This is a genomic window from Paenarthrobacter sp. 10L420, assembly GCF_056395385.1.
Genome location: NZ_JBFTJK010000005.1, coordinates 156,523 through 180,269, shown reverse-complemented (window position 1 = coordinate 180,269; position 23,747 = coordinate 156,523). Strand labels below are relative to the sequence as shown.

23 protein-coding genes are annotated in these 23,747 nt (G+C 62.3%); 9 read left to right on the top strand and 14 right to left on the bottom strand.

Annotated elements, in window-relative coordinates; translation table 11 throughout:
* Positions 1 to 43: 43 nt before the first annotated feature.
* From AC1DD5_RS10580 to AC1DD5_RS10560, 5 genes are all read left to right on the top strand, one after another.
* Positions 44 to 1,339: a metal-dependent hydrolase family protein gene (locus AC1DD5_RS10580; protein ID WP_477521420.1), complete on the top strand. Its 1,296-nt coding sequence runs from the start codon at positions 44 to 46 to the stop codon at positions 1,337 to 1,339.
* A gap of 159 nt (positions 1,340 to 1,498) precedes the next feature.
* Complete coding sequence (locus AC1DD5_RS10575; protein WP_477521444.1) at positions 1,499 to 2,284, top strand: glycoside hydrolase family 25 domain-containing protein; 786 nt, start codon at positions 1,499 to 1,501, stop codon at positions 2,282 to 2,284.
* 174 nt (positions 2,285 to 2,458) lie between these two features.
* On the top strand, positions 2,459 to 2,596 hold the full coding sequence (locus AC1DD5_RS10570) for a hypothetical protein (protein ID WP_477521419.1): 138 nt from the start codon (positions 2,459 to 2,461) through the stop codon (positions 2,594 to 2,596).
* Between the two features lie 57 nt (positions 2,597 to 2,653).
* Positions 2,654 to 3,007 (top strand): type II toxin-antitoxin system RelE/ParE family toxin, encoded by a 354-nt coding sequence (locus tag AC1DD5_RS10565; RefSeq protein WP_442005022.1) that lies wholly within the window; start codon positions 2,654 to 2,656, stop codon positions 3,005 to 3,007.
* A complete protein-coding gene (locus tag AC1DD5_RS10560) occupies positions 3,007 to 3,312 on the top strand; it encodes a helix-turn-helix domain-containing protein (protein ID WP_442005023.1) in 306 nt (101 codons plus the stop codon). The genes AC1DD5_RS10565 and AC1DD5_RS10560 overlap by 1 nt, the downstream gene beginning before the upstream one ends.
* A gap of 455 nt (positions 3,313 to 3,767) precedes the next feature.
* On the opposite strand, the gene AC1DD5_RS10555 is transcribed toward AC1DD5_RS10560, so the two are convergent.
* The 7 genes from AC1DD5_RS10555 to AC1DD5_RS10525 form a co-directional block, all read right to left on the bottom strand.
* The gene (locus AC1DD5_RS10555; RefSeq protein WP_477521418.1) at positions 3,768 to 3,869 is read right to left on the bottom strand and encodes an IS1/IS1595 family N-terminal zinc-binding domain-containing protein; all 102 of its coding nucleotides are present in this window, start codon (positions 3,867 to 3,869) and stop codon (positions 3,768 to 3,770) included.
* A 113-nt stretch (positions 3,870 to 3,982) separates the two neighbouring features.
* Positions 3,983 to 6,100 (bottom strand): FUSC family protein, encoded by a 2,118-nt coding sequence (locus AC1DD5_RS10550; RefSeq protein ID WP_477521417.1) that lies wholly within the window; start codon positions 6,098 to 6,100, stop codon positions 3,983 to 3,985.
* A 109-nt stretch (positions 6,101 to 6,209) separates the two neighbouring features.
* Entirely contained in the window at positions 6,210 to 8,990 is a 2,781-nt protein-coding gene (locus AC1DD5_RS10545) for a helix-turn-helix transcriptional regulator (protein ID WP_477521416.1), read from the bottom strand.
* An 84-nt stretch (positions 8,991 to 9,074) separates the two neighbouring features.
* Positions 9,075 to 9,458, bottom strand: a complete 384-nt coding sequence (locus AC1DD5_RS10540; RefSeq protein ID WP_477521415.1) for a RidA family protein — start codon at positions 9,456 to 9,458, stop codon at positions 9,075 to 9,077.
* 82 nt (positions 9,459 to 9,540) lie between these two features.
* Entirely contained in the window at positions 9,541 to 11,061 is a 1,521-nt protein-coding gene (locus tag AC1DD5_RS10535) for a carboxylesterase/lipase family protein (protein ID WP_477521414.1), read from the bottom strand.
* 17 nt (positions 11,062 to 11,078) lie between these two features.
* Complete coding sequence (locus AC1DD5_RS10530) at positions 11,079 to 11,990, bottom strand: MBL fold metallo-hydrolase (RefSeq protein ID WP_477517742.1); 912 nt, start codon at positions 11,988 to 11,990, stop codon at positions 11,079 to 11,081.
* Between the two features lie 179 nt (positions 11,991 to 12,169).
* Positions 12,170 to 13,399, bottom strand: coding sequence for a beta-ketoacyl-[acyl-carrier-protein] synthase family protein (locus AC1DD5_RS10525; protein ID WP_477521413.1), 1,230 nt, complete (start codon positions 13,397 to 13,399; stop codon positions 12,170 to 12,172).
* A 155-nt stretch (positions 13,400 to 13,554) separates the two neighbouring features.
* On the opposite strand from AC1DD5_RS10525, the gene AC1DD5_RS10520 reads away from it, so the two are divergent.
* The 3 genes from AC1DD5_RS10520 (at position 13,555) to AC1DD5_RS10510 (ending at position 15,670) form a co-directional block, all read left to right on the top strand.
* On the top strand, positions 13,555 to 14,088 hold the full coding sequence (locus AC1DD5_RS10520; protein WP_477521412.1) for a TetR/AcrR family transcriptional regulator C-terminal domain-containing protein: 534 nt from the start codon (positions 13,555 to 13,557) through the stop codon (positions 14,086 to 14,088).
* 95 nt (positions 14,089 to 14,183) lie between these two features.
* Positions 14,184 to 14,765 (top strand): carboxymuconolactone decarboxylase family protein, encoded by a 582-nt coding sequence (locus AC1DD5_RS10515; protein WP_477521411.1) that lies wholly within the window; start codon positions 14,184 to 14,186, stop codon positions 14,763 to 14,765.
* Positions 14,766 to 14,770: 5 nt separating this feature from the next.
* Positions 14,771 to 15,670 (top strand): RNA polymerase sigma-70 factor, encoded by a 900-nt coding sequence (locus AC1DD5_RS10510; protein ID WP_477521410.1) that lies wholly within the window; start codon positions 14,771 to 14,773, stop codon positions 15,668 to 15,670.
* Positions 15,671 to 15,689: 19 nt separating this feature from the next.
* Here the strand turns inward: AC1DD5_RS10510 and AC1DD5_RS10505 are convergent, their stop codons facing one another.
* Both AC1DD5_RS10505 and AC1DD5_RS10500 read right to left on the bottom strand, forming a co-directional pair.
* On the bottom strand, positions 15,690 to 16,424 hold the full coding sequence (locus AC1DD5_RS10505) for a low temperature requirement protein A (protein WP_477521409.1): 735 nt from the start codon (positions 16,422 to 16,424) through the stop codon (positions 15,690 to 15,692).
* Positions 16,425 to 16,472: 48 nt separating this feature from the next.
* The gene (locus AC1DD5_RS10500) at positions 16,473 to 17,405 is read right to left on the bottom strand and encodes an aspartate aminotransferase family protein (RefSeq protein ID WP_477521443.1); all 933 of its coding nucleotides are present in this window, start codon (positions 17,403 to 17,405) and stop codon (positions 16,473 to 16,475) included.
* A gap of 152 nt (positions 17,406 to 17,557) precedes the next feature.
* Here AC1DD5_RS10500 and AC1DD5_RS10495 point away from each other — a divergent pair, with 152 nt between their 5' ends.
* Entirely contained in the window at positions 17,558 to 17,935 is a 378-nt protein-coding gene (locus tag AC1DD5_RS10495; protein WP_477521408.1) for a MoaF C-terminal domain-containing protein, read from the top strand.
* Between the two features lie 133 nt (positions 17,936 to 18,068).
* On the opposite strand, the gene AC1DD5_RS10490 is transcribed toward AC1DD5_RS10495, so the two are convergent.
* From AC1DD5_RS10490 to AC1DD5_RS10470, 5 genes are all read right to left on the bottom strand, one after another.
* Positions 18,069 to 18,893 carry an SDR family NAD(P)-dependent oxidoreductase gene (locus AC1DD5_RS10490; RefSeq protein WP_477521407.1) on the bottom strand — a complete coding sequence of 275 codons (825 nt, stop codon included), beginning with the start codon at positions 18,891 to 18,893 and terminating at the stop codon, positions 18,069 to 18,071.
* Positions 18,894 to 19,012: 119 nt separating this feature from the next.
* Positions 19,013 to 20,425: an aldehyde dehydrogenase family protein gene (locus AC1DD5_RS10485; protein WP_477521406.1), complete on the bottom strand. Its 1,413-nt coding sequence runs from the start codon at positions 20,423 to 20,425 to the stop codon at positions 19,013 to 19,015.
* A gap of 57 nt (positions 20,426 to 20,482) precedes the next feature.
* Positions 20,483 to 21,247 (bottom strand): SDR family NAD(P)-dependent oxidoreductase, encoded by a 765-nt coding sequence (locus AC1DD5_RS10480; protein WP_477521405.1) that lies wholly within the window; start codon positions 21,245 to 21,247, stop codon positions 20,483 to 20,485.
* 67 nt (positions 21,248 to 21,314) lie between these two features.
* On the bottom strand, positions 21,315 to 22,118 hold the full coding sequence (locus AC1DD5_RS10475) for a MoaF C-terminal domain-containing protein (protein WP_477521404.1): 804 nt from the start codon (positions 22,116 to 22,118) through the stop codon (positions 21,315 to 21,317).
* 59 nt (positions 22,119 to 22,177) lie between these two features.
* Entirely contained in the window at positions 22,178 to 23,632 is a 1,455-nt protein-coding gene (locus AC1DD5_RS10470; protein WP_431114868.1) for an APC family permease, read from the bottom strand.
* Between the last annotated feature and the right edge of the window lie 115 nt (positions 23,633 to 23,747).

The window sequence follows — 23,747 nt, the reverse complement described above, 5'->3', positions numbered from 1 at the left end:
CATTGGGGGCCCGCCCGCGAAGGCAATACGAAGGGAACAACACGTGACCACTTCCGGAATTCTGGCAGTACGGAACGCCCTGATCTTCGACGGCGAATCACCTGACCTGTTTGAGGGCTCTATCAGCATCCGGGACGGCCGGATTACAGCCATAGGGCGGGAGGTGGATGAGACCGATGTCGTCCTTGACGCTGGCGGCCGAACCGTGATTCCAGGACTTATCGATGCGCATTTTCATGCCTACGCCCTTAGCCTGACGTCCGCCAGGAACGAGACGGGTCCACTGAGCTATTCCGCACTTGCCGGCGCAAGGCGCCTCGCGGCTGCACTGCTCCGCGGCTTCACTGCGGTTCGTGACGTTGCCGGTGGGGATATTGGCCTTGCCAACGCCATCGAGGAGGGTCTGTACCCCGGGCCACGCTACTTCTTCACGGGCCCGGCGCTAAGCCAAACAGGCGGCCACGGCGATATCCGGGCCGCGAACGACGGGGGATGTTTCCATGGCGGGCACATGTGCGAAGTGGTAGATGGCGTCGATGACCTGCTGCAGGCCGTGCGTCATCGATTCCGCACAGGTGCGTCCGCCATAAAGCTCATGACTTCAGGAGGGGTCGTTTCCCCGGTCGATCCGATTCGGATTCCGCAGTACAGTGCGGAGGAAATCCGCACTGTCACGGAGGAGGCTTCCCGCCGGGGCAGCTACGCCACGGCTCACGCCTACTCGCCCGAGGCCATCCGCCATTCAGTACTTAACGGGGTTCGCTGCATCGAACACGGTAACCTGCTGGATGAGGAAACCGCCCGGTTGATGGCCGACAACGACGTCTATCTGGTCCCCACCTTGGTGACCTACGAGGCCATGGACCGGCGTGGAGAGGAAGTCGGCCTCACCAAAGTGGGAGCGGAAAAGAACCGGGAAGTGCTGGAGGCCGGGAGGAACGCCGTGGCACTGGCCCGAGATGCCGGGGTCCGGATTGGGTTTGGAACAGACCTCATGGGTGAGCTGGAGGATGAACAACTGGCCGGACTCCGCCTGCAGTGTGAAGTTCTTGGCGTCTACGGCGCACTGCGGTCGGCAACATCAACCAACGCGGCCTTGCTTCGGCGTAGTGACCTTGGACGCATCACCGAGGGGTCCTGCGCGGACTTGGTGGTGCTGGACGGGAATCCCTTCCACGACCCCTCGGTCCTCTGGGACGAAAGCCGGACGCGTACCGTCATTAAGGACGGGCAGATCATCTCCACCGGTGCCCTTTTGGGGCGCGGCGGACATGCCGTGAGCAAACCGATCCATATTAATGGCCTCCGGAGCGTTGCGGCTCAAGACATCATCGGCTGAGCATGTCGAGATCGACGAGTTTGCCAATAAGGTTCCTTCCGTCACGCTAGCGAGTCAACCCGCCTTACCTTGACGTGTGCTGGCGGGAGTCTCATGCTTGGTACCTGATTGCATAGAGCCGAAATGGGGCCGACTGTGAACATCACCCGCACCACGCCGATGCTAATCCGGTTTCGTTATCCGATGGCCGCCTTTGCAGCCATGCTGTTGATGCTCGTCGGCGTCCCTGCGGAGGCCGCGATATCACCTGGAACAGGCAATGACGTCTCATGGCCGCAGTGCGGCAAGGCGCTGCCTAAAGGCCAGGCCTTCGGAATCGTTGGCGTCAACAATGGCACCGCCAACACGACCAATCCCTGCTTCGCGGCCGAGTTGTCCTGGGCTGGTTCATCGACTGGCGGTACCGCGCAACCCAAGGTCGCGCTCTACGTAAATACTGCTAATCCGGGATCGGCCGGCTCCTGGTGGCCCACGAGCAACAGTTACGGCGGAACTACTGTGAGCAACCCCTACGGGCAGTGCACGAGTGGATCTTTTGGGGCGGCCTGCTCGTATATGTACGGGTATGCCAAGGCATATGACGATGCAAACATCCGAGGCGTGAGCACTCCGGGCTCATACATGTGGTGGCTCGACGTCGAAACGGGCAACAGCTGGTCCGCCGACAAGGCTTCCAACCGTGCGGATCTGGAAGGAATGGTGGCCTATTTCGCAGACATCGGTGCAACGACCGGAATCTACTCCACCACCAGCCAGTGGTCGCAAATAGTGGGCACAGTTCCGTCGTCAAGCTCGCTTTACACGGCCAGAAGCTGGCTTGCCGGCGCGAGTTCGCTGACGTCGGCCAAACGTATGTGCGCCGCTGCGCCGCTGACCGGAGGAGGCAAAGTCACCCTTACCCAGTATGTCTCTCGTGGCTTCGACTATGACTACTCCTGCGTCTGAATCCGGAAAACCTCGCCGGTTCCGCCTCCGGCGGCCGGTGTGAACTGCCTCGAACAGGGAATGCCGGCATGGCCGCGGCAGGGGGATCTCCCGCTTAAGGCGACGTGACCTTATACCCAGCAACTAACCGATGGTGCGATGGCGGCCGTTTTCAAAGGAGAACCCGGAGACTCCATGGCGGAGGAACAGCATGAGGATCTGCTGACTCAGGCGCAGCTGCTGGATGAGATCGGCCAGTCGGTGATCGGGATGGACAGCCACTGGCGGATCACTTACTGGAACCGCGCCTCTGAGTGCACGTCCAGCAAGTGACGCTCCACACGATATAGCTCTTGAGTTGTAGAACGCCTGAGTTGTACCATGGATTCGATGTGGAATGTTGACGTGGGACTCGTTGAGACGTGGCTGTTAGATCTTGACCAAGACTCGTATGAGCAGATAGTTGCCGCATTGGAGCTTCTCGCTGAGCGCGGACCTCAACTTGGTCGACCGTTGGTCGACACAGAGGTTCGTTCACGGCACAAGAACATGAAGGAGCTGCGGCCGGGATCCAGCGGGCGTTCGGAACTGCGAATCCTGTTTGCCTTTGATCCAGAGCGGCGGGCGATCCTGCTTGTCGCTGGGGACAAAGCGGGCAACTGGAGCAAGTGGTACAAGACGAACATTCCGGTTGCTGATGACCTGTTCGATTATCATATGAGGATTCTGAAAGGAGGCGCATAATGGCGAAGTCCATGGAGGAACTACTGGCAAAGCGTCCTGTTGACCGGGCAGCTGTGAATGCCCACAAGAAGCGCATGCTCGATGAGGTACGGGCCTACCGGCTTCGGGAGCTCCGCGAGGCCTCTGACCTGACACAGGTCGAGCTGGCCGACCGCCTGCACGTCAGCCAGAACAGGGTGTCCCGCATCGAGCACGGTGACATTGATCGCGCCCAGGTCGACACTTTGCGAAAGTACGTCGAGGCCTTGGGCGGCCGGCTGCGTGTCGAGGTTGAGCTAGGCGATGAACGAATCCAGATAGCATAACGAAAGCGACTCGAAGACGGCTCCGCCTTGACGGGTCCTGCCCGTGCCGGCCCGCGAGGTGGGAAATGCGGGAGCAGGAGGTGCCTAATTTCTGTACCTTGGGCTCCGGGTTCTCTCATGCTGCTGTCGGACGGGCCCCGGCTCCATATGTTTCCTGTTGCTACATCTCCAGGCGTGCGCTTTACCTAACCTCCAGCATTCAGCCGCATTGGACCAAGTTCGGGTTGCGCGTCCCGGTCCACCAGTGTTGATTTCCTTGGGCGTGCACGAGGCACCGCTGAACCGCGGTCTCACTCCAGCACTCGGACAGGGCCGCCATGATCCCGGAGCCGCCACCGGTGACCACGATGGTCGGGGAGGGGAGCCGGGCGAGCAGGGCAGGTCATGCGGCCTCTTTCTCGGTATTGCACCACTGCCAGCCCAGAAACGCATCCAATTCAGCCCGGCGGCTTACATCAGGACTCACCAGGGCGGCCCACCCCGCACTCCAGGCACCGGTAACGGTGCTTACCGGCACCGGTTTTCCCGTTCCGAACCATCCCGCTGCCACAAATCAAGCATTCCAGAGATGTGCAAGCACCCCAGCTACCCTAAGCTTCAAAAGCTTAGCTACTCCGGATTTTCCGCGCGATCACTGGAAAGCAAGCTCGTCCCATACACACGTTTTGTCCTATAACCCCTGCCCGTCAGCTGGACACAGCGGCGTCGCCGGGGTCATTGGCATCAGGGTGGTGCCAATGGTCTGCAGGGCAGCGTCCAGACGTTCAGCATGCAGCAGCAGCCGTTGGCTAGGAGATATGCGCTTCCTGGGCAGGCCCGACTCGTCGGCGAGCAGTGACAGGGTGATCGTGGAGGCACTTCCAACGCGGTTCGGCTTCGAACTTCCAAATTCATCGAGTTGTCTGGTTAAACATTCGACAGTGCTTGAGATGCTCCGCTCTGCGCTCCCCAGTCGGGCAACCTGTGGGACGTCCGAAACCCGCTCGACCAAGGCCGCGAGGCTTCGGGCGTGGTACCCACAAGCATCCAAGAGTCCGATCAGGGCGCGGGCACGGGCCCGCCGTCGGCGTTGCGGATTGGCCGGGTGGGCAATCGGCAGGCAGGACCTGCGGAAGGCCTCCAGCGTTTGATCGAGTTCCCGCAGATCCTGGGACAGCCCCCGGGCAAGGTGCCTGTCGTCGAGGCTGCCAATGGCGTGACGGGTGACGCGGCGGAGTGCGCGCATAAGCTCGACCAAGCGGTCGTTGCTCACTCGTTGAGCACTGATAGGCAGGATAAGGACCGCAGCGATTACCCCGCAGGCGACGCCGAGCGCTGTCTCCTCGATGCGCAGCACGAGCAAACTAATCGTGAAGGTATGGAGGAGCGAAATGAGCACGCTAAGCGCGCCGGTGATGAAGAAGGTCACAGCCCAGTAGGCGGCCGGAGGCGTGTAGAACATCCCGAAGAGGCACAGCAGGAGCAGGCACAGCCCGCTGGAAGAGCTACCGCTGGACAGGACCGCGAGCCAGAAGCCGAACACCACGCCCAGGATTGTGCCAGCCAATCGCCTGGCGCCTTGAAGCAGGATCTCCCCGGTGCTCTCCACCCTGATGAAGACCACCCAAACTGTGGCGACGGACCAGTACCATAAATCCGGTGAGAGCAAGGTTCCACCGGCTCCGGCGAGTGCAGTAGCCGCCGCGAGCTGGAACGATTGACGGGTGGTTCGACCCTCTGCGCGGGCTCGCCGCGGCTTGCCGGTAGCCCCCGCTGCGGCAGCATCTGGTGCCGAGTGATGGCCGAACACCATCAGAGCCAGCTCGCCTACTCCCTGATAGCTGTGTTGCAGTTCCGGAGGGGCGAATGCCGGCGGATGCGCCGAATAGTCCAGCAGCCGTTCGCGTACTCCTCCGTATGAGGCTTCATCGGAGTTCACCAAGCAGTCATACAGGGCCCGTATCTCGCGAACCAGATGCTCGCGGGTGTGGGCTTGCCCATCGCTGGGCAGCTGGGGCATACGCGTCAAGCGCATTGCAAGAACGGCAAGCCGGCGCGCAGCGCTTTCGGTACGTGCGATCCTCAACTGCGTGTCAGCGGTGGCTTTATCCACGTGGCATCGGTCCATGACGTCTTCAATCAGCAGCGCGCACACGTGCAGGCGGTTGATGGTGCGTTCCAATGCCCGAACTCTCCGTGTATCGTCGCGCCGCGTTTCCAGGAGCTCGATCGTCGCTTCCAGCACAGAGCGCAGACGGCTGTCGAACGCCTGCTGCAGGCGTCGCAGAATGCTTTGAACCCTGGTCGGAACGAGCGCGAAGCGCGCCAGGGCGTCAGCCGTGATGGCCATGCCGAGAGCCCCTGCCAGTTCCGGTAACTGTCCGGGCGCTGCCTTGGTGACCTGCGCCAGAAAGAGCATCATGACGCCGAAGATTCCCAGTCCCAGTCCGCGCGGGCCGAATTTGCGAGCATAGGCGGCCACAAAGATCAGCAGTGGAAAGACCACAGCCGCCGCGGCGGGACTAGGTGCCAGCAGCGTTCCAGCTGTGAGGCCGCCGAAAGAGGTGATCAGACCGCCCAGCAGGGTGAGCATCTGGTCACGGGCGCTGACGTCGCTGGTGGCGAGCGAGGCGACCATGGCGCTGAATCCACCAGTCACTACCACCTGGACAGGCTGCGCCAGAGCAGTCAGCATACCCAGCGTAAGGAGGACTGCCAGAGTTACCCGGAGAGCAGAGACCAGGCGCAGTAACCCGGGGTCGGAAGCTAGGAACCGGCCCCACAAGGCCGCTGCCGATCTTTCCCGCACGGTCGTCGCCCCTTTCATTGGCGACGGCGACCCTGCCGCCGTCGAGCCGGTCATGGTTTCGATCGGCCTCTGACAATTCTGGTCTGCCTAGCGCGCGGGGCGGTATGCGTCAGATGACTGCACCGTTGGCTGAGGGGGCGCTTTCGAGGACATCGCGGAGCTGTGCGCGGGCTGTGATGCCGAGTTTGGGGAATGTGCGGTACAAGTGCGAGCCGACCGTTCGGGGTGACAGAAAGAGTCTCTCGCCGATCTCGCGGTTGCTGAGTCCTCGGGCTGCAAGCCGGATAATCTGCCACTGCTGCGGCGTGAGCTCGGCTAGTGCGTCCGGCGCGGCATCGACGACGTCAACGCCGGACGCGCGCAGTTCCGCCTGGGCGCGTTCGATCCATGGTCGGGCGCCGAGTCGCCGAAAAGTCTCTAGCGCCGAGGTGAACCCGGGCCGTGCTTCGGCGATGCGGCGCCTGCGCCGTAGCCACTCAGCGTGGTCCAGGAGCGTCTGTGCCCGTTCGAAAGGCCATAACTCGAGCGTGGTGTCCGACAGGGCGGCGTTGAAACAGGATTCGGCCTGCTCCGGGTCGGAGAGCAGCGCACGACTTCGGTTCAACAGCGCCTTCAGACGCGCTGAAGCGCTGCTGCCAAGCTGCTGGCCACAGCGCTCAACGATCGCAGCGGCCTCGTTGATGTGGCCGCTGCGCGCGGCAGCGGCGGCCAGCTCCGCGAGAGCTGCGTAGGATGCGTGATAATGCAGAGGGGCGCCGTCAGCGCGAAAAACCATGCGCAGCTGCTCGTAGGCGGCACCATAGTCGCCTTCTGCTGCCGCGACTGCTCCAAGTGCCCGTCGGGCATAGACAGTGACGGACCGGCTCTCGAGCGGGTCGACCAGAGCAAGGGCATTTTCAGCCAGCGTACGCGCTTGGGAGGCATCCCCTTGAAAAGCGCATACCATGGCTTCGACGGCCGATGCGCACGCCGCGGCGTGCTCTAGTCCGGTTACCGCGGCCACAGAGGCTACCTCTGCGCACACGGTGCGGGCCCGCGCCCACCGGCCCTGTTCCAGGTAGGCCAGGGCGGCGGCGCAGCCCAGTCCATTTGGGAGTGGCCCGCGGGTCTGCCACAGGTCCAAGGCCATGTCGAAGGTCCTCACCGCCAGGGGAGTCTCATCCAGCAGCCAGGCCGTGATGGCAAGGTTCATCAGCCGGTCGGGCCTGTCCTTCTCCTGACGGATCATCCCTGGCAGTGCCGGGACAATGTCTGCACCACTGTGGATCGGATCAGCAAGGGCCCGCACCCACGCCCGCAGGGATGCGTCTGGCGGGTTCTCGGCGATGAGCGAGAGGATTTGCTGTATCTCGTACCTCTGCGATTCTTCGCCAGAGTAGAAGTGGGCCACGGCGGCGTCGCCTAGGATGTCGAGTGCCGACTCAGGTGCCGTGGTCGAGAGCTGCGATGCGGTGCGCGTGAGCGCAGCGTAGGCCACGTTGTGATGCATAGTCAGCGTAATCAGCTTGGCCGCCTGGTGCGATGCGGCCGCCTGGAGTGCGAAGTCGTCCGTGAGGCCGCGGGCTTGGGCGGTGAGTTCCTCCACCCATGCGAGCTGGCCCGTGAACACGGCCGCGCCTGCGGCGGCTACCAGCAACCGCGCGCGCTCTTCACGCTCCGGGGCGAGCTCGGCGGCCCGTTCCAGAGTCTTGGCCGCCGCCGCATAACCGCCGCGCCGTCTGGCCCGGCCCGCAGTCTCCTCCAATGCGGCAGACACTCCCGCGTCTGGGTGGGCAGTAGCCGCGGCCAGGTGCCAGGCGCGTCGGTCAGGCTCCTCGCGCAGTGCTTCGGCCAGTCTCAGATGGGCATCTTGCCGTGCATCGAACGACACTGCATGGTACACGGCCGAGCGGATGAGGGGGTGCCGGAATCTGATCTGCCGGCCCACCTGCCTTACCAGCCCCGCATGCTGTGCAGGCAGCCATGCCTTGTCTCCCAGGTCGGGCAGTCCGAGGAACACGGCCGTCGCTGAGTCCGCCGCGTCCGCAGCTGCCAACAGCACCAGTGCACGCTCAGTATCCTCGGGCAGCTCCTCCAGTCGTGCGGCATAGATCCGCTCCAGCCGCTCGGTGAGAGGCAGCGGACCGGCTGCCGTATTGGAAGACAGTTCCCGCCAGCGAATTGCCGCACCTGCCAGCTCAATCAGGGCGAGCGGATTTCCTGCCGCCTGGTCGAGGATCTCCAAGCGCAGTCGACCGTCCAGGATCTGGGGCTGCGCCACCTCGAGCAGTTGATTGGCCGCCGCTTCATCGAGCGGCCCCAGCATGAGCATCCGGTGCTCCCTGAACCCCGGAAGCGAGTCGCCAATCCGAACAGCCAACAACAGGGTGATCGGTTCGTCGGCCATCTGCCGGGCGACGAACGCTAACACGTCCAGAGACGCCCGGTCGATCCACTGCGCATCGTCGACCACGACCAGAACAGGCCCTCGGTCGGCCAGATCAGATAGCAAGGTCAGGACCGCTACGCCAAGGAGCATCATGTCTGGAATGTCTGGAGCGGGCTCCAGAGCGAACGCCCCGAGCAGAGCGGCGCGCTGGCGAACCGGCAGACTCTCGGCAACGGCCAGGGCGGGCCGCAGAAGCTGGTACAGCCCGGCGAAAGCGAGATAGGTCTCCGTCTCGCTGCCGGTCGCTGTCAGCACCTGGTGGCCAGCCGTGCGTGCACGCACCGCGGTGCCATCCAAGAGGATGCTCTTGCCCGCGCCCGGGTCGCCGGTAAGTACCAGGACCTGGCTGCTGGACAGCATGGACTCCACCAGGCCACCGAGGCGCGCGGCCTCTATCGCTCGCCCGACAAGCGGGTGACCGAGACCGCACTCGACTCCCGTGATCGCGCCGTGTTGTGTCACGCGCTCATTCACACGAGCCTCCAAGGGGATGAAACATTAGCACCTGTAATCATAGCCAGCTACCGCCAGCGGTGCCCCATTGTTTCAGTCGGTCAGTACTGCCAAGGCATCGATCTCAACAAGCAGCCCAGGGGGTAGCTGCATGTAGACGGTGGTGCGAGCAGGAAAGGGCTCGCCCACAGCCACGGCATACGCCGCGTTCATCTCGGCCAGGTCGGCCGGATCAGTCAGGTAGACCCGCAGCATGACGACGTCTTCCATGCTGGCCCCTCCTGCCTTGAGCACTGCGGCGATGTTGCTTCGGACCTGCGTCGTCTGCTCTGCCACGGTTGTACCGACGACGGCACCGGTCTGGAGATCGAACGGAAGCTGGCCCGATATCTGGAGGATGGGTCCCTTACGTACACCTTGGGAAAGGGGCGCGCTGGTAACCGGCGCATGCTTTGTGCTGACGATTGTCCTGCTCATAGAGTTTCTTCCTTGAATAGGGGTGGGTGGATCGAATGCCTGCCAGGCTGCGGGTCGGGCCGCTCAGCGGAGCGACCGGGGTTCAGCGCCACGCCTTGCGTTCCTCACTGCGGGGGTCCTCTTCTACAGCCCAAACGCCGTCGTCGATGCGGAGGGTTGCCCGACGGGCGGTGTCGTACCGTTCCCAGCCCGGATCGCCTGTCCTGGCGAATGCCACCCAGGCGGCGTGCACGCGGGCGGCCAGTTCAGCGGGCGGATCATCCGGACCCAGGAGGGCTTTGTGGCCTCGCAGCTGCGGCAGCCCGATGTTGTCAAAGACGAAAGGCAGCTCCATGGCGTGCGTGGCGCCGAGCTCTCCCTCAAGGCTGTTCGATCGCCAGGCGAACAAATAGCTGTATGTGCCGGAGGCGTCGTGTTCGGCATGTGCGTCGGCGAGACGCCAGCTGCCGGCGCCAAACAGAGCGTCTCCCATGATGGCGGAGCGCAGCTCGCCGAAGGAAGCTTGCGGCCGGGCTTTGCGATAGGCCTCCACCAATCGAACTGGATCCCGGTGGGAGCGCACCGCGGCCGCGTCGACGTCTGCCTCGGTCGAAGTGAAGAAGTTCCCAAATGGAGCCAGATAAAGATTGCCTTCCTCCGTGTTGATCCCCACGAGCAGGTCGACGGCGCCGCCGCGTCCGTCGGCGACCGCCTCCGCCGGCTGCTGGTCGAGTACGACGCTGAACGGGCTTAGGCCGATGAGCGGGTCGCCAGCGGTCTCGGTCTGCAGGTCGATGCCCGACAGCTTGGGCATGATGTCGACGAGGTCCTCATCCGGGATGTTCGCGAACGCCTCGACGCTGGGCTCGATCCCCAACGCCTCGGCTGCGGCGCGGGTGACCCGGGCGGCCTGCTCCGGTGTGAAGGCCCCCCAACCGCTGCCGCTCTGGACGATCGCCCTCCGGAACAGGCCCTCGGCCTGAGAATCGGCCAATACTGCGCTGACTATCGTGGCTCCCGCGGACTGGCCGAAGAGCGTGACGTTGGCGGGATCACCACCGAACTTAGCGATATTCTCCTGCACCCAGCGTAGGGCGGCCATCACATCGAGCACACCCCGGTTTGCGGGCGCGCCGGGAAGATCGAGGAAACCGGGGATGCCCAGGCGGTAGTTCAGGGTCACCAGGACGATGCCGTCACGGGCAAATCCTGTGCCGTCATAGAGTTCCGAGCGGGTGGACCCAGCCACGAATCCGCCTCCATGGACGAAGACCATTACCGGCAGCCGCTCGCCCTCTGTTTCAGGCGTCCAGACATTTACGGTCAGGTAGTCCTCTCCGCGGACCCACCCAGGTCCGAAATAGGCGGACATGTCCACGTCGCCGAGTTTGCGTTCGGACTGGGGCGCATTCGGCCCCGGATTGGTGGCGTCCCGCACACCCAGCCAGGGTGCGTGCGGCTGCGGAGCTTGGAACCGGGCGATGCCTAGCGGGGCTGCGGCGTAGGGAATGTTCAGGAACGCGGTTGTTCCGTCGTGCCGAAAGCCTCGGACTGCACCGTTAGCGGTAACGACTGTGTTTTCGGCGTTTTCGGTGTTCTCGCCGTTGTCATTAGGGTGACTCATGGTTTCTTTCTGTGGTCTTAGCCTTGGGAGTAAGGTGCGAACGGAGCCCAGCCCTTGATGGAGAACTTGCTCCCGTCCCGGACCACCTCGGCTGCGCCTGAACCACCCAAATGTGCGGGAACCACCAAGGCATTGTTATCGGCTGCCCAGCCGAGAACTTTGCGGCGTGTGGCCCTGGCACCGGCGGGGTCCTCGCAGAAGCAGCTGTTCGAGTCCGGCTCCATGATCTGTACAGGACTATGCAGCATGTCGCCGACGAACACCGCCCGGTCAGAACCGGAGTTGAGCGTGAGGACTGAAGACCCGGGAGTGTGTCCCGGCGCAAGATCCAAGCGCAGGTTCTCGTCGATCGTGTAGCCGTCCTCCCACAGCAACGTCATGCCTGCTTCGTGTACGGGCGCGACGCTGTCCTCGAAAACATTCTGATTTCCCCGACCGAGCAGCGGTTTGTAACCGTTGGCGGGGTTCCAGAAGTCGAAATCGGTTTTTGGCATCAGATAGGTGGCGTTGGGGAAGGTCGGCACCCACGTCCGGCCGTCCAAGTACGTGTTCCACCCGACGTGGTCTATGTGGAGGTGCGTGTTCACCACGATGTCCACGTCTTCGGCCCGAACGCCCGCACGGGCGAGGTTACTCAGGAAATCTGTGTTGAGGTGGCTCCAGACCGACGCGTAAGGCCGCTCCTTGTGGTTGCCGACTCCCGTGTCGATGAGAATGTTCTTTCCCCCGCTGCGCAGCAGCCAGGTCTGGATCGCTGAATTGACGATCTGCGTCTCGGAGTCCAGGAAGTGCGGCACCAACCACGAGGAGTTGTCCTCCCATGCGTGCTGCGGGCTTTCCGGGAAGAATGCCTGTGGTGTCATGTCGACGGGTCCGTAGTATTCCCAGACCCGGGTAATGCTCACATCGCCCAGGGTAATCTGGTCCATGATTCGTCCTTAGTTCTTGAAATGGTACCGCTTGTCGCCCGGGAGGCACCCGGCACAACCGAGCCAACGGTGTCCTTAAATCTTGAACCGCTCACGTGTGCGCGGGGTATCCGTCAAGTGACTGCATCGAGCACTAAGACCTCCTGCGGGACCCCGAAAAGTAGGAACCGGGTACAGCTTTAGCCCTTGCTGAAAATCAGGCTGACATTCTGGCCGCCAAATCCGAACGAGTTGGAGAGCGCTGCCGGAGACGTTCCGCGGCGTTGTTCGGTGACAACGTCCAACCCGATCCCGGAGTCCACGTTTCCCTGGTGAAGGTTGCGGGTGGGAGGGATGACTTCCTGTGCGACGCTTCGGATTGCGATGATGGCTTCGACGGCGCCGGCGGCCCCGAAGAGATGTCCCAGGGAGGCCTTGGGTGCAGTCACCGGAATGGTGTCGCCGAAGATGGCCTTGATGGCTTTTGCTTCCGCCAGGTCCCCCACGGTGGTGCCCGTCGCGTGGGCGTTGACGTGGCCCACCTCCGCTGGGCTCATGCCGGCGTCGTTGAGTGCTTTGGTGATGGCGGTGATCTGGCCTTCGCCGTCGTCCGCCGGTGCCGTCATATGGAAAGCATCGGAGGCAATGCCGACGCCACGCAGGACCGCATGGACAGTGGCACCGCGGGCAGTGGCGTGCTCTGCACTTTCCAGCACCAAAATGCCAGCGCCTTCGCCCAGGACGAAGCCGTCGCGGTCTGAGGCAAAGGGACGCGACGCAGACGCGGGATCCGCTGTAAGTGTTGAGAGGGCCCTCGTTTGCAGGAAGGCAGCGACGGTGAATGGCGTTATCGCGGCTTCAGCACCGCCTGCAATGACCACATCAGCTTCGCCGGAACGGATCAATCTGGCGGCCAGGACAATTGCTTCGGCACCCGAGGAGCACGCCGAGACCGGGGTGTATGAACCTGCCTTGGCGCCGTAGCGGATGCAGAGAGCCGCGGCGGGTCCGTTGGCCATGAGCATCGGTACTGCCCGTGGGGAGACGCGGCGCTGGCCGCGGTTTTCCAAGGTGTCGTCCTCCCGGAGCAGTGTGCCGATTCCTCCCACACCTGTTCCTACCGCGACAGCCAGTCGGGTGCCATCAACTTGGGGCGAACCGGCATCTGCCCACGCTTCTGCTGCGGCAATCATGGCGGCTTGCTGAACCCTGTCCAGTCTTTTGGCTTCGACGGCGTCAAGTCTCTTCGCTGGGTCGGTGGCCATGGGTGCGGCGATGGTTACGGGGAGCCCGCTGCCCTGCAACATGTCCGATCCGACATCCCGCACCCCTGAACAGCCCTCAAGGAGGGCGGCCCAGGTGGTGTCGACGGTGCCTCCCAAGGGCGTTGTCGCACCTATTCCTGTCACAGCAATATCTCGTGCCTTCATGGCAACTCCTTTTCTTGTATGACATACAAGATATATCGATAGTTGTATGAAGTACAATTTCTTGCATGGTCACAGAACGCAAGGGGAAACGTCTTCCGGGGGGTCCATCGCAAGCTCGTGGTCACTCGACCAAGGGTCGGATCCTGGATAGCGCGGTGAAGCTTTACCTGGCCAACACTTCGGGTGACGTGAGCGTGGCGGCGATCGCTGCCGACGCCGAAGTATTTCCCAACCAGGTGACCTACTACTTCGGTTCCAAAGACTCGCTCTTCATCCACGCAGCCTTCCTGGCATTGCTCCACGATGCGGAACGAGTTGAGGCGATTGGCCACGGTGCAGGGGGTCCCGAGTCATTTCGAAGGAACATGGCCCGCACGGTACTGATGCTCCCGTCCATGCCGTTGGTGGTGCGCGCCTTGGCAGTGGGCACATCCCGGCCTGCTCTGGCCGCTGTGGTGGATCAGCATCTGAATCTGCTGTTCCGCCAGTCCGAACGCTATCTTGCCCGTCTTATGAAGCAACGGCACTGGGAAGTGCAACGACCCATGCCCGTGGAAACCAGGACGTTCTGGAGTGCAGCCTTCGGAGCGACCCTCCTCTCGCAAGCCGGCGCCACGGGATCGGGGAGTGACGTGGACCTGGCCGGCACGCTGACTGTTCGTGGCGGGAATCCGGGGGAGAATCTCTAGCCAGCGGGCACTTCGCCTGAAGTCGACGTGTCACAGATCGGGCCCGGGCGGTGTCTTCATGTCGTAGGACACAGAACCGACCCGTAGGAGGAGTCATGACCAGCAGGATCCCGGCCGCAGAGATCACCGGTTTCTACGGCGCACTCATTAAGAAGTTCAGCGCGAAGATGTTCGGCAAAGTCCCGGAATCGCTGGGTGTCATGTGGCACAACCAGCCCGTTCTCAAGGCATCCATGGGCTTCGGACAGAAGCTGCAGAGGTGGAACAGCTGCGATGAGTCGCTGAAGTCCTACGCTCACATGGCCGTGGCCTCGTTCATCGGCTGCACGTGGTGCCTGGACTACAACTACTTCATGGCGCACAACCACGGCCTGGATCTGGAGAAGGCTCGGCAGATCCCGTGCTGGCGTGAGTCCGACGTCTTCACGCCGCTGGAGCGGGACGTCCTGGAGTATGCCGAGGCCATGAGTGCCACGCCCGTCTCGGTGACCGACGGACTGTCGGCCCGGTTGCTCGGACAATTGGGCGCGCCAGCGCTGATCGAACTGACCAGCGTCATCGGCTTCGCCAACCTCACGACCCGCAGCAACGTGGCCCTCGGCATCGAATCCGAGGGTTTCGCGGAGTCCTGTGAGCTGAAGCCGCTCGCAGCACGCAGCGGCCACGGAGTAGCCTGAGCGGCATGAGCAACCTCCGCGCCACTGACAGGCAGGATCCGTTCGTCGCCCACCGCAGCCTGTTCTTCACTGTCGCCTACGAGATACTCGGCTCCGCCGCGGATGCGGAGGACGTAGTGCAGGAGGCCTGGCTCCGGTGGGCCGAACTGGGCCGCGACGTCCGCGAGGGCGTCCGCGACCCGCGGGCCTACCTCGTTCGCACCGTCACCCGGCAGGCGCTCAACCGCCTCCGCACGCTGTCACGACGGCGGGAGGATTACGTCGGGGAATGGCTGCCCGAGCCCCTGCTCACCGTGCCGGATGTAGCCGAGGACGTGGAACTGGCCGAAAGCGTCTCGATCGCCATGCTCACGGTTCTCGAATCGCTCACCCCTGTGGAGCGGGCCGCCTTCGTCTTGCGCGAGGTTTTCGACGTGCCCTACGAGGAGATTGCCGAGGCCGTGGGCAAGTCAGCGGCAGCCGTGCGCCAGCTGGTCAGCCGAGCGCGCTCTCATGTCGCCGCCCGGCGCCCCCGCATGCGCGTGGACCGCACCGAGCAGCAGGAAGTCGTCGAACGGTTCCTTGCGGCGGTCACCACCGGGGACGTGCAGGGCTTGATGGACGTGCTGGCCCCCGACGTCGTACTCATCGCTGACGGCGGCGGCGTCGCCCAGGCGGTTCGGGTGCCGGTATATGGCGCGAAGAAGGTGACAAATCTGCTGCGGTCCTTCCCGCAGGCAGCGCTCAACCCGAGAATCGCTCTCCTCTGGCTCAACGGCAGCCTCGGCATCCGGATCGACGACGAAGCAGGTGGTCCGTCACTCATCAGCCTGGTGGTGGAGGACGGCAGGATCGCAAGGATCTTCGCCATGCGAAACCCGGACAAGCTCGGCTACTCGGAGGAGGAGACCCTGCTGGCGCGTTAGCCGTTCAGACCCAAATTGTTCAAGCTGCTTTTGCCTTCACAGCGCGGATTGTGTGGTTACTGCCGACCAATTCATGGCCGACAACTTCGATCACTGCGGATAGCGCCACCAGCCCGATCACAGTGACTAATGCGAGTACGTCCGAGGGGTTATTCGGATTGATGTGGGCCTCGGAGCCGGCGATGGCCCCCACGATGATTGCTGCGGCCAGCGGAATGAGGGTGCCAATCAGCAGTGGAAGGTGCGTGAGGTCAAAGGACTTGAGGAGAACACTCCAGGTAACAAATATCATGACGATGACGGCCGCGACCGGAACGGCGAGCGCTACGGCGATCAGAAGTAGTGACAGGTGACCGTCTTCTACGGCCAAGGCAGCAATGTGTAGTCCGGCGCCGCAATGACCACGCCGGATAACGTCCACCCTTGCACTTGAGTGAGCCGCACGAAGGGGAACGATTGCGGTGAGCAACCATCCAATCTGGGCAGCTCCGATGACGACGCTGTATGCGATGTTGGTCTGCCGTCGTCTGGAGTCCTGTCGAGCAGCACGGAGCCACAAGGCCATGAGTGGGACCCTCATGATGACGTAGCCGATCACCATAAGGATGTTGTTGGGGCTTTGCCCATCGGCCGCCGCCGAGAAGCTAACCGGCAACCCGAAGGTCAGGATCAGCACGCCGATCATTTGGACGAAGGTGGCGACGCGGAATAGCGCATCATCAATGGGAGTCAACGACTCATATAGGCACTTCATCGTCAGATCGTCAGCAAGCAGGGGCTGAAGGGAGAGCTGGCGAGATAGTTAGGACAAGCTGCCGAGTGACAGTTCGAGCTGTTCGAGCAGTATGTCTGCGTGCTCCTTACCGAATACAAGTGGCGGACGCATTTTCAGGACGTTGTCGTGGGGTCCCACACGACTGATGAGCACGCCGCGTTCACGCATGTCCTCGATGAGGATTTTCGTCAGGCCCGGGGCTGGGGTGCGGCTGCCGTCACTTTCTATGATGTCTATTCCGAAGAACAGGCCGCGCCCCCTTACGGAGCCCACGTTGACGCTGCCTTGAGCGATGTTTTCGAGGCGGGCACGAATGTACTCGCCCAAGTGGCGGGCTTTGGCCATGAGGTCTTCCTGTTCCATGAAGCGCAGCACGGCCAGTCCGGCGGCGGAAGAGACAGGGCTTCCTGCAAAGGTGTTGAAGAACATGTTGTTCTGGCCGAATTCGTCGAGCAGTTCAGCCGTAGTGACTACGGCGCCGATAGGGTGTCCGTTGCCCATGGGTTTGCCCATCGTTACGAGTTCGGGTTCCAGGCCGAACATTTCGTAGCCCCACATGCCGGATCCGGTGCGGCCGAAGCCCGATTGCACCTCGTCGGAGATGATGAGGCCTCCTGCGGCGCGGACACGGTCGGCGACGCCCTCGATGTAGCCGGCGGGCGGCTGCAGAAGCCCCTCGGTGGAGAAGAGGGGGTCAAAAAGGAATGCAGAGATGCCATGCCCCGTGGCTTGAAGTGATGCGATGGCGGCGTCAACGTCAGACAAGGACTGCTTAAGCAATGCGGGCACGTCGGCCTCTGCAACGCCGTGAGTGTCGGGAATCCGGAGGGGCCCGACATGGGAACCGAGTGGTTCGCGCACCATCAATCCCGTTGTCAGCTCGGCCAGGCTGGTCGTGTTTCCGTGGTAGCTGAAATCTGTAACCAGCACGCCGGTGTTCCCGGTGTGTTGTCGCGCGATCCGCAGGGCGAGCTCGTTGGCCTCCGATCCACTGTTGGTCAGGAATAGAGGGAGTACTCCCTGACGAGCAAGCCACTTCCATCAGCGCCTACGACAGGGCACGCCAAGGCACGGCGCTAACCGGAGTTGAAGCAGCCATTCTTCACGGCTCAGTGGGTGGGAAGCAGGGCGGAACCGCGCACGCCCCCACCGACGAACTTATCGGGCTAAGGAACCGCTACCACTACAGCCCCGAAGAGGTATACGAACACGTTTACCTGAACAACAACTTCTACACGTGGCACTGCATCAAGGGCTCAGAAGCCGGTCTGGGTGACACCGACCGCTCTCACTACATCAAAATCGCTGAGGCTCTGTATCTGTTCGTCTGGCGTGAAAAGATCGTCCCTACCCTCGGCGTCATTCTCATCGATATGTACCGACTAAAAACAGACGGCAAGATCTTTGGGTACAACGGCTTCGACTTCTCCAGCTACACGAACTTCCCCGTGGGTGCCATCACGGAAGTAGTCAACGTCACCACTCACTAATTCCATACCAGGCAGGGACACCGGACGCTGGTTGACCGGCAAGCAGCCGTCAAGACTCAGATCCTTCCAGTAGCTCCAGCCTGCCTGTGACCGACAAAAGCAGGCAGGCTGAGAGCTGAGGAATTGGGTGAAGCTATAGCGATCGAGCATCTCTGATGTCGATGCGGACCCGGGGGTCCAGGCTCAGCGATCCAGGATCGACGGCTACCATTCCACCATCGACCGGGATGACGGCCGCGTTGATATAGGACGCGTGAGGGGAGAGCAGCCAAGCGACGACGTTGCCCACTTCCTTTGCCTCAGCAGGCCGTCGACTAGGGACAAATGCCGTGGCAGTCGAATAAGCGTTTTCGCGTTCGAGGCCCAGCTCCGCCCCGTATTCCTCCATCTCCATGTCGGCCATTTCCGTGCGGGTCCAGCCTGGGCAAATGGCGTTTGCGCGCACACCCAGATGGCCGTAATCAATAGCAACGGACTGCATGAGCATGGTCAGTCCGGCCTTTGATGCGTTGTATCCGGGGATGCCTCCTGTTGCCCTCAGTGCTGCCGCGGAAGCCACTCCTACGATGGATCCCGACGTCTCCATGAGGTATGGCATGGCTGCCTTGGTCAGGAGGAACGGACCGGTCAGGTTGGTTTGGATCATGGCATCCCAGTCTTGACCGTCTAGTTGCCCTACCTTGCCGGGCCGGACAATGCCGGCGTTCAGGACCAGGCCATTGATGGATCCGAATTTGGTTAGTGTTTCTCGCACGACCTTCTGCACGCCCTCTTCTGTTGAAGCGTCGGCCACAACGGGGATCGCGCCAGTTTGCGAGGCGGTGTCTTCCAGGGCGGCTGGTCGTCGGCCGCAGATGACGACATCCCATCCGTCCGAGCGCAGGGCGGCGGTTGCGGCGGCGCCTATGCCTGTGCCTCCGCCGGTCACGATGGCTACGGGCTTACTGGTGTTCTTCACTGCGTGCCTTTCTGTCCGATAGCGGTGTGTGTAGTTTCAACCACAGCGGGAGTCCGGCCACTGGCAAGGGGATGCACGCCCTGTACGGATGTGCATCCCCTCACCTCAGATGACTCGTGTCAGCCGTTGATGACCTGGGGGACGCCCAGGGCTTTGAGGCCTTCGACGCCGAATTCGAGTCCGTAGCCTGACTGTTTTGCACCGCCGAAGGGGATCCGGGGATCCACGGCGCCGTGCCTGTTGATCCAGACGGTCCCGGCTTCCAGCTTGGCCGCAACCTCGCGTGCGGCGGACACGTCGGAGGACCACACTGAGGCGCCGAGTCCGACGTCGAGCGCGTTTGCTTTGGCGACGGCCTCGTCAACGGTGGTGTACCGGATGATCGGCAGTGCCGGACCAAATTGTTCCTCTGCCACCAGCGGGTTGTTGTTGTCGATGTCCGCTACCAGGGTTGTTGGGTAGAAGAAGCCAGGCTGCTCATGGTCGGGGTTACCGCCGATCAGTACGCGGGCCCCTGACGCTTTCGCTGCCTCCACGAGTTCGTCGACCACGTTGTACTGTGCCTTGTTTTGCAGGGGTCCCAGGACATTGTTTTCGTCCAGGCCGTTTCCCATGGGCATGGCCTTGGCAACGTTGGTCAGTTCTTCGCACACGGCGTCGTAAATGGAGTCGTGAACGTAGAGCCGCTTGAGGGCAGCACAGGTTTGTCCGGTGTTGATGAAGGCACCCCAGAAGAGGTCCTCGGCAATGGCTTTGGGGTCGGCGTCGGGCAGGACAATGCCGGCGTCGTTTCCGCCCAGTTCCATGGTGAGCCGCTTGACAGTATCGGCGGACGACTTGATGATCGCCCGTCCAGCTGCGGTGGAGCCGGTGAACATGAGCTTTCCGATGGCCGGGTGTTCGGTGAGGCGGGATCCGACATCGCGACCGCTGCTCAGAACTGCGAGCAGCCCCTCGGGTAGCTCTTCGTTGATGACGGCAACCAATGCCAGGACGCTCAGCGGTGTGTTCTGGGAAGGCTTCACGACGACGGCATTGCCCATGCGAAGCGCCGGGGCAATCTGCCAGACCGCGATCATCATGGGCCAGTTCCAGGGGCCGATGGCACCAACGACGCCGATAGGGCGGTAGTGAAGTTCAGCCCGGGTTTCGCCGTCGTCGACCATGGTTTCAGGTTCCAGCGGCAGCGCTGCGGTGGCGCGAAGCCACGCGACGCAAGCGCCTACTTCAAAACGGGCATTGGGACCGTTCAGGGGCTTGCCCTGCTCGCGCGAGAGGAGTTGAGCGAGCTCTTCGGCGGAACGCTCGACAGCGTCGGCGGCCTTCATAAGGGCAGCGGACCTGGCGTCGTGGCCCAAGGCAGCCCAGGCCGGCTGCGCGGCAACAGCGGCAGCTACGGCAGTCTCGAGGTCATCGATGGTGTGGATCGGGGCTTCTCCCACGGGTTTGCCGGTAGCCGGGTCAAAAATGGTTCGGCTGGCTTGGCCGTGCGCCGGTTCAATTCGGGAAAGCAGGGAGTCGTAGGTTTCCAATTGAATGCTCCTCTTGTTGGTAAGGGTGGTCCGCGGCTGAGCGTGGACGGTTATCTGTCAGCTGAAATCCAGCGCGGGCATCGCTGACCGTGCCGTGTAGCCAAAATCTGCCACCAAGGTTGTTCCGTTGATAGGCGCGCTGACCGGAGAGGCCAGGAAGACGGCATGACGTGCAATCTGATCGGGACGGATCACCGGCAGGTTTGAGCCTGTGAAACCTTCCGGCCGTGACAGGTCTGTCCTTGACATTGGGGTGTCCACAACCCCGGGGCACAGGCAATTGAACCTGATCAGGGGATGGTCTACGGCGAGGGATTTGGTCAGCATCAGCACTGCGCCCTTGGACGTGCTGTAGGGCGTCATCCCCGCGAAGGCAACCAGCGCGGAGTCCGACCCAAGGAGGACCATGGACGGCTCCGGGCTTTTGGACAGCAGTCCGACGGAGTGCTTGGCTACAAGGAAATTTCCACGGACATTGACGGCCATGACATGATCCCAGGTTTCAACTGACACCTGTGTCGCGTTGAGTCCGACCGGCCCTGACACTCCGGCGCATGCGATTACTGAATCCAATCGTCCGAAGATGCGCTCAACGGTCTTGAGGGCCGACTCGATGTCGGCCTCCTTGGACACGTCGGTCTGCACGAATTCCACATGGTGGCCTGCCGCCCGGAGCTGGGCGGCGGTTTCCTCGCCTTCGGTGTTCCGGTCGACGATCAGGACCTTGGCGCCTTCAGCAGTCAGAGCCTCCACGCAGGCACGGCCTATGCCGGATCCTCCTCCGGTGACCATGACTACGCGGTCGGTCAAATGCATGTCCATGAAAGTGCTCCATCGCCGAAGTTGTGCCCAGGGTGCCCATGGCTGGTTGGGCATCCCCGGGGTGTGGCTAGTGCTTGTGTGTGTCCTGGGGGTATTCGGTGGTGTTCAGGACGGTCAGTCGGGAGTTGAAGGGCAGGACTACCGGTTCTGCGGCAGGATCGTCCCATCCGAACATGCGGCCGATGGATCGTTCTTCCCGCAGGTCAACCAGTAGCACGGCTTCTACCGTCATGACCTTTTCGGTCCAGAAGAAGATGAACAGGTCTTCGGCGACGTCCCAGGTCATGCAACGATCGGTATCGGCAAGTCCGGCTTCGCCGCCGCGGACACAGTTCCAGGTAAAGGTGCCGGGGTTCAGGTAGATGTGTTCATAGGTCTCGACGTCGCTGTAGCGGTAGAAGACCCGCTTGCCCACCAGTTCCGAGGATCGCTGGTGGAGGACGTCGGTGCCATGGATGTTGGTCTGGCTGAATTCGGTGGTGCTGCGGGTCTTGCCGTTGACAACCCGGAACGTGGACACGCCACTGGTTACGGCGCCGGTGTTCCTGTCCACAACAAGGGTGACGTTCTCGGCGTCGGTGCCTTCCCCGCGGACGAAGTCAACGATGAAGATGTCCGGACGGGCCTCGATAGCCTTGTAACTTGCCGTGCCGCTGGTTTCGCTGTCGGGGCCGGAATTGATCCAGATAACCGTGGAGGAATCCTGGAAGGAATACTCCGCCGAACTGCCGCCTTGGGCAGGGATGCGGAGTGTGGTTCCTGAGAATGCCGGAGATGCCGGCAGTGTCTGGTCTCCGAATCCGTCAAGCATTGTCGAAACGGGGGGCCATTCGTTCTCTGGAATGTAATCCTGAATTTCGGCGCAGTTCATAGGTGTTTCCTGTCGTACTAGTGATTTCGTTCGTGGGAGTGCAGGAATTTGCCGGGGACTCAGACAATTTCCGCGGCGTAGTCGATGGACGGCTTTCGCAGGCCACGGGCCCAACCGGCCACGAAGAGAAGCGGGATGCCCAGGAGCAGCCACTTTGCGATCCCTCCGGCGCCGCCGAGCAGGACATCGTAGTTGTCCAGGGTGAGATAGCCGACGACGACGAAGGCGAGGAAGGATAACGCGGGTGCGATGACGGTGACCCAGATGTTGTCCCGGGTTCCTTTCCGCGCGAAGTAGACGACGATGGCCGCGGATGTAACCAGCAGTATGGAGATGAATCCAGCGGTGCCCAACGCGACGAACCATGCAAACACCGTGGTGATGGGGTCCGCCCCGGCTAGCAGGAAGATACTGATGATCACCAGAACGACCACCGCGTTGATGAGTCCTGCGAATGAGGGGGCTCCAGTCTTGGAGACTGAGCTGAGTTTGGCTGGCAACGCGCCGGCCCGGCCCAGTGCAAACAAGTAGCGGGAGAACATGTTGGACAGGCCCAAAAGCATGGCGATAAAGCTCGTCACCACCAGGATCTGCATGGCGATACTAAGCCAGGTGCCCGCGCTGGATTCGGCCAGGTCGAAGATCATCCCTGAGGGGTTCTCCGTGGCAACGGTCTGGATGTTGTCGATGCCGATGGCTCCACTGATGGCCCAGGTGGACAGTGCGTAGAAGACACCAATGAAACCGATCACCAGGTAGGCCGCCCTGGGAATGGTGCGGTGGGGGTTTTTAGCTTCCTCGGCGAAGACCACCGTGGCTTCAAAGCTGGTGAAGCAGGCGAAGGCGAACAGGAGCGAGATGCCCAAACCAGGCCCAAAGATGCTGGAGCCGGTGAACCCCTCGAACGTGAAGACTCCGAATCCTTTTTGCACGATGAGTGAAACAACCAGCGCGGCCACCACCAGGGTTTCGCCGAGGATCAGGACGCCGAGAACCTTCAGGCTCGCGTCGACGCCGCGCATCGTAAGGAAGGTGGTGATGGCAAGGATGGCAACAATCCAGAAATAGACGGGGAGGCCGAGGCCGGTCAGGCTTTCCACGAGCTGCTGCGCAAAGACGCCGAACTGCGACCATAGACCAACTTGGAGGCTGAGGTAGGTCAGAATGGCGATTCCGGCGCCTCCTGTTGCCCACTTGTTTCCCAGGCCCTTCGCGATATAGGCAACAAAACCACCCGCGTTGGTGATGTGACGGCTCATCCTGAGGTAGCCAACAGAAAACAAAGCAACCAACAACGCGGCGATTGCGTAGATGACGGGTGTCCCGGGTCCGCTCGCTGAGAACAGGACCGGGCTCGCGCCGACGACTGCAGCCATCGGCGCCGCGGCTGCAATGGCAAAAAAGGCAACGGCGATGACACCCAGTTTGTTGGCCTTCAGGCGGATGGGCGGAGTGGTTGATGCGTGCTCATCGAGTCCAAGACTTGCCGAGGTGCGGCTTGATTCTTGATTCATGGATTGGCTCTTTCATAATGCCCGGCGCAACGGGCCATGTGATGGGGAGATGGGGAGGCCTGCTCTGCGCGCCGATGCGCAGTGCGAGAGGGGAAGTCGATCGATGCTGTGTAGG

What these genes read in the sequence shown, in the direction of transcription:
- AC1DD5_RS10575 (WP_477521444.1), top strand. Translation starts at nt 1,499, where the DNA reads ATGCTAATCCGGTTTCGTTATCCGATGGCCGCCTTTGCAGCCATGCTG.
- AC1DD5_RS10570 (WP_477521419.1), top strand. Translation starts at nt 2,459, where the DNA reads ATGGCGGAGGAACAGCATGAGGATCTGCTGACTCAGGCGCAGCTGCTG.
- AC1DD5_RS10565 (WP_442005022.1), top strand. Translation starts at nt 2,654, where the DNA reads ATGTGGAATGTTGACGTGGGACTCGTTGAGACGTGGCTGTTAGATCTT.
- AC1DD5_RS10560 (WP_442005023.1), top strand. Translation starts at nt 3,007, where the DNA reads ATGGCGAAGTCCATGGAGGAACTACTGGCAAAGCGTCCTGTTGACCGG.
- AC1DD5_RS10540 (WP_477521415.1), bottom strand. Translation starts at nt 9,458, where the DNA reads ATGAGCAGGACAATCGTCAGCACAAAGCATGCGCCGGTTACCAGCGCG.
- AC1DD5_RS10535 (WP_477521414.1), bottom strand. Translation starts at nt 11,061, where the DNA reads ATGAGTCACCCTAATGACAACGGCGAGAACACCGAAAACGCCGAAAAC.
- AC1DD5_RS10530 (WP_477517742.1), bottom strand. Translation starts at nt 11,990, where the DNA reads ATGGACCAGATTACCCTGGGCGATGTGAGCATTACCCGGGTCTGGGAA.
- AC1DD5_RS10525 (WP_477521413.1), bottom strand. Translation starts at nt 13,399, where the DNA reads ATGAAGGCACGAGATATTGCTGTGACAGGAATAGGTGCGACAACGCCC.
- AC1DD5_RS10515 (WP_477521411.1), top strand. Translation starts at nt 14,184, where the DNA reads ATGACCAGCAGGATCCCGGCCGCAGAGATCACCGGTTTCTACGGCGCA.
- AC1DD5_RS10510 (WP_477521410.1), top strand. Translation starts at nt 14,771, where the DNA reads ATGAGCAACCTCCGCGCCACTGACAGGCAGGATCCGTTCGTCGCCCAC.
- AC1DD5_RS10505 (WP_477521409.1), bottom strand. Translation starts at nt 16,424, where the DNA reads ATGAAGTGCCTATATGAGTCGTTGACTCCCATTGATGATGCGCTATTC.
- AC1DD5_RS10480 (WP_477521405.1), bottom strand. Translation starts at nt 21,247, where the DNA reads ATGGACATGCATTTGACCGACCGCGTAGTCATGGTCACCGGAGGAGGA.
- AC1DD5_RS10475 (WP_477521404.1), bottom strand. Translation starts at nt 22,118, where the DNA reads ATGAACTGCGCCGAAATTCAGGATTACATTCCAGAGAACGAATGGCCC.
- AC1DD5_RS10470 (WP_431114868.1), bottom strand. Translation starts at nt 23,632, where the DNA reads ATGAATCAAGAATCAAGCCGCACCTCGGCAAGTCTTGGACTCGATGAG.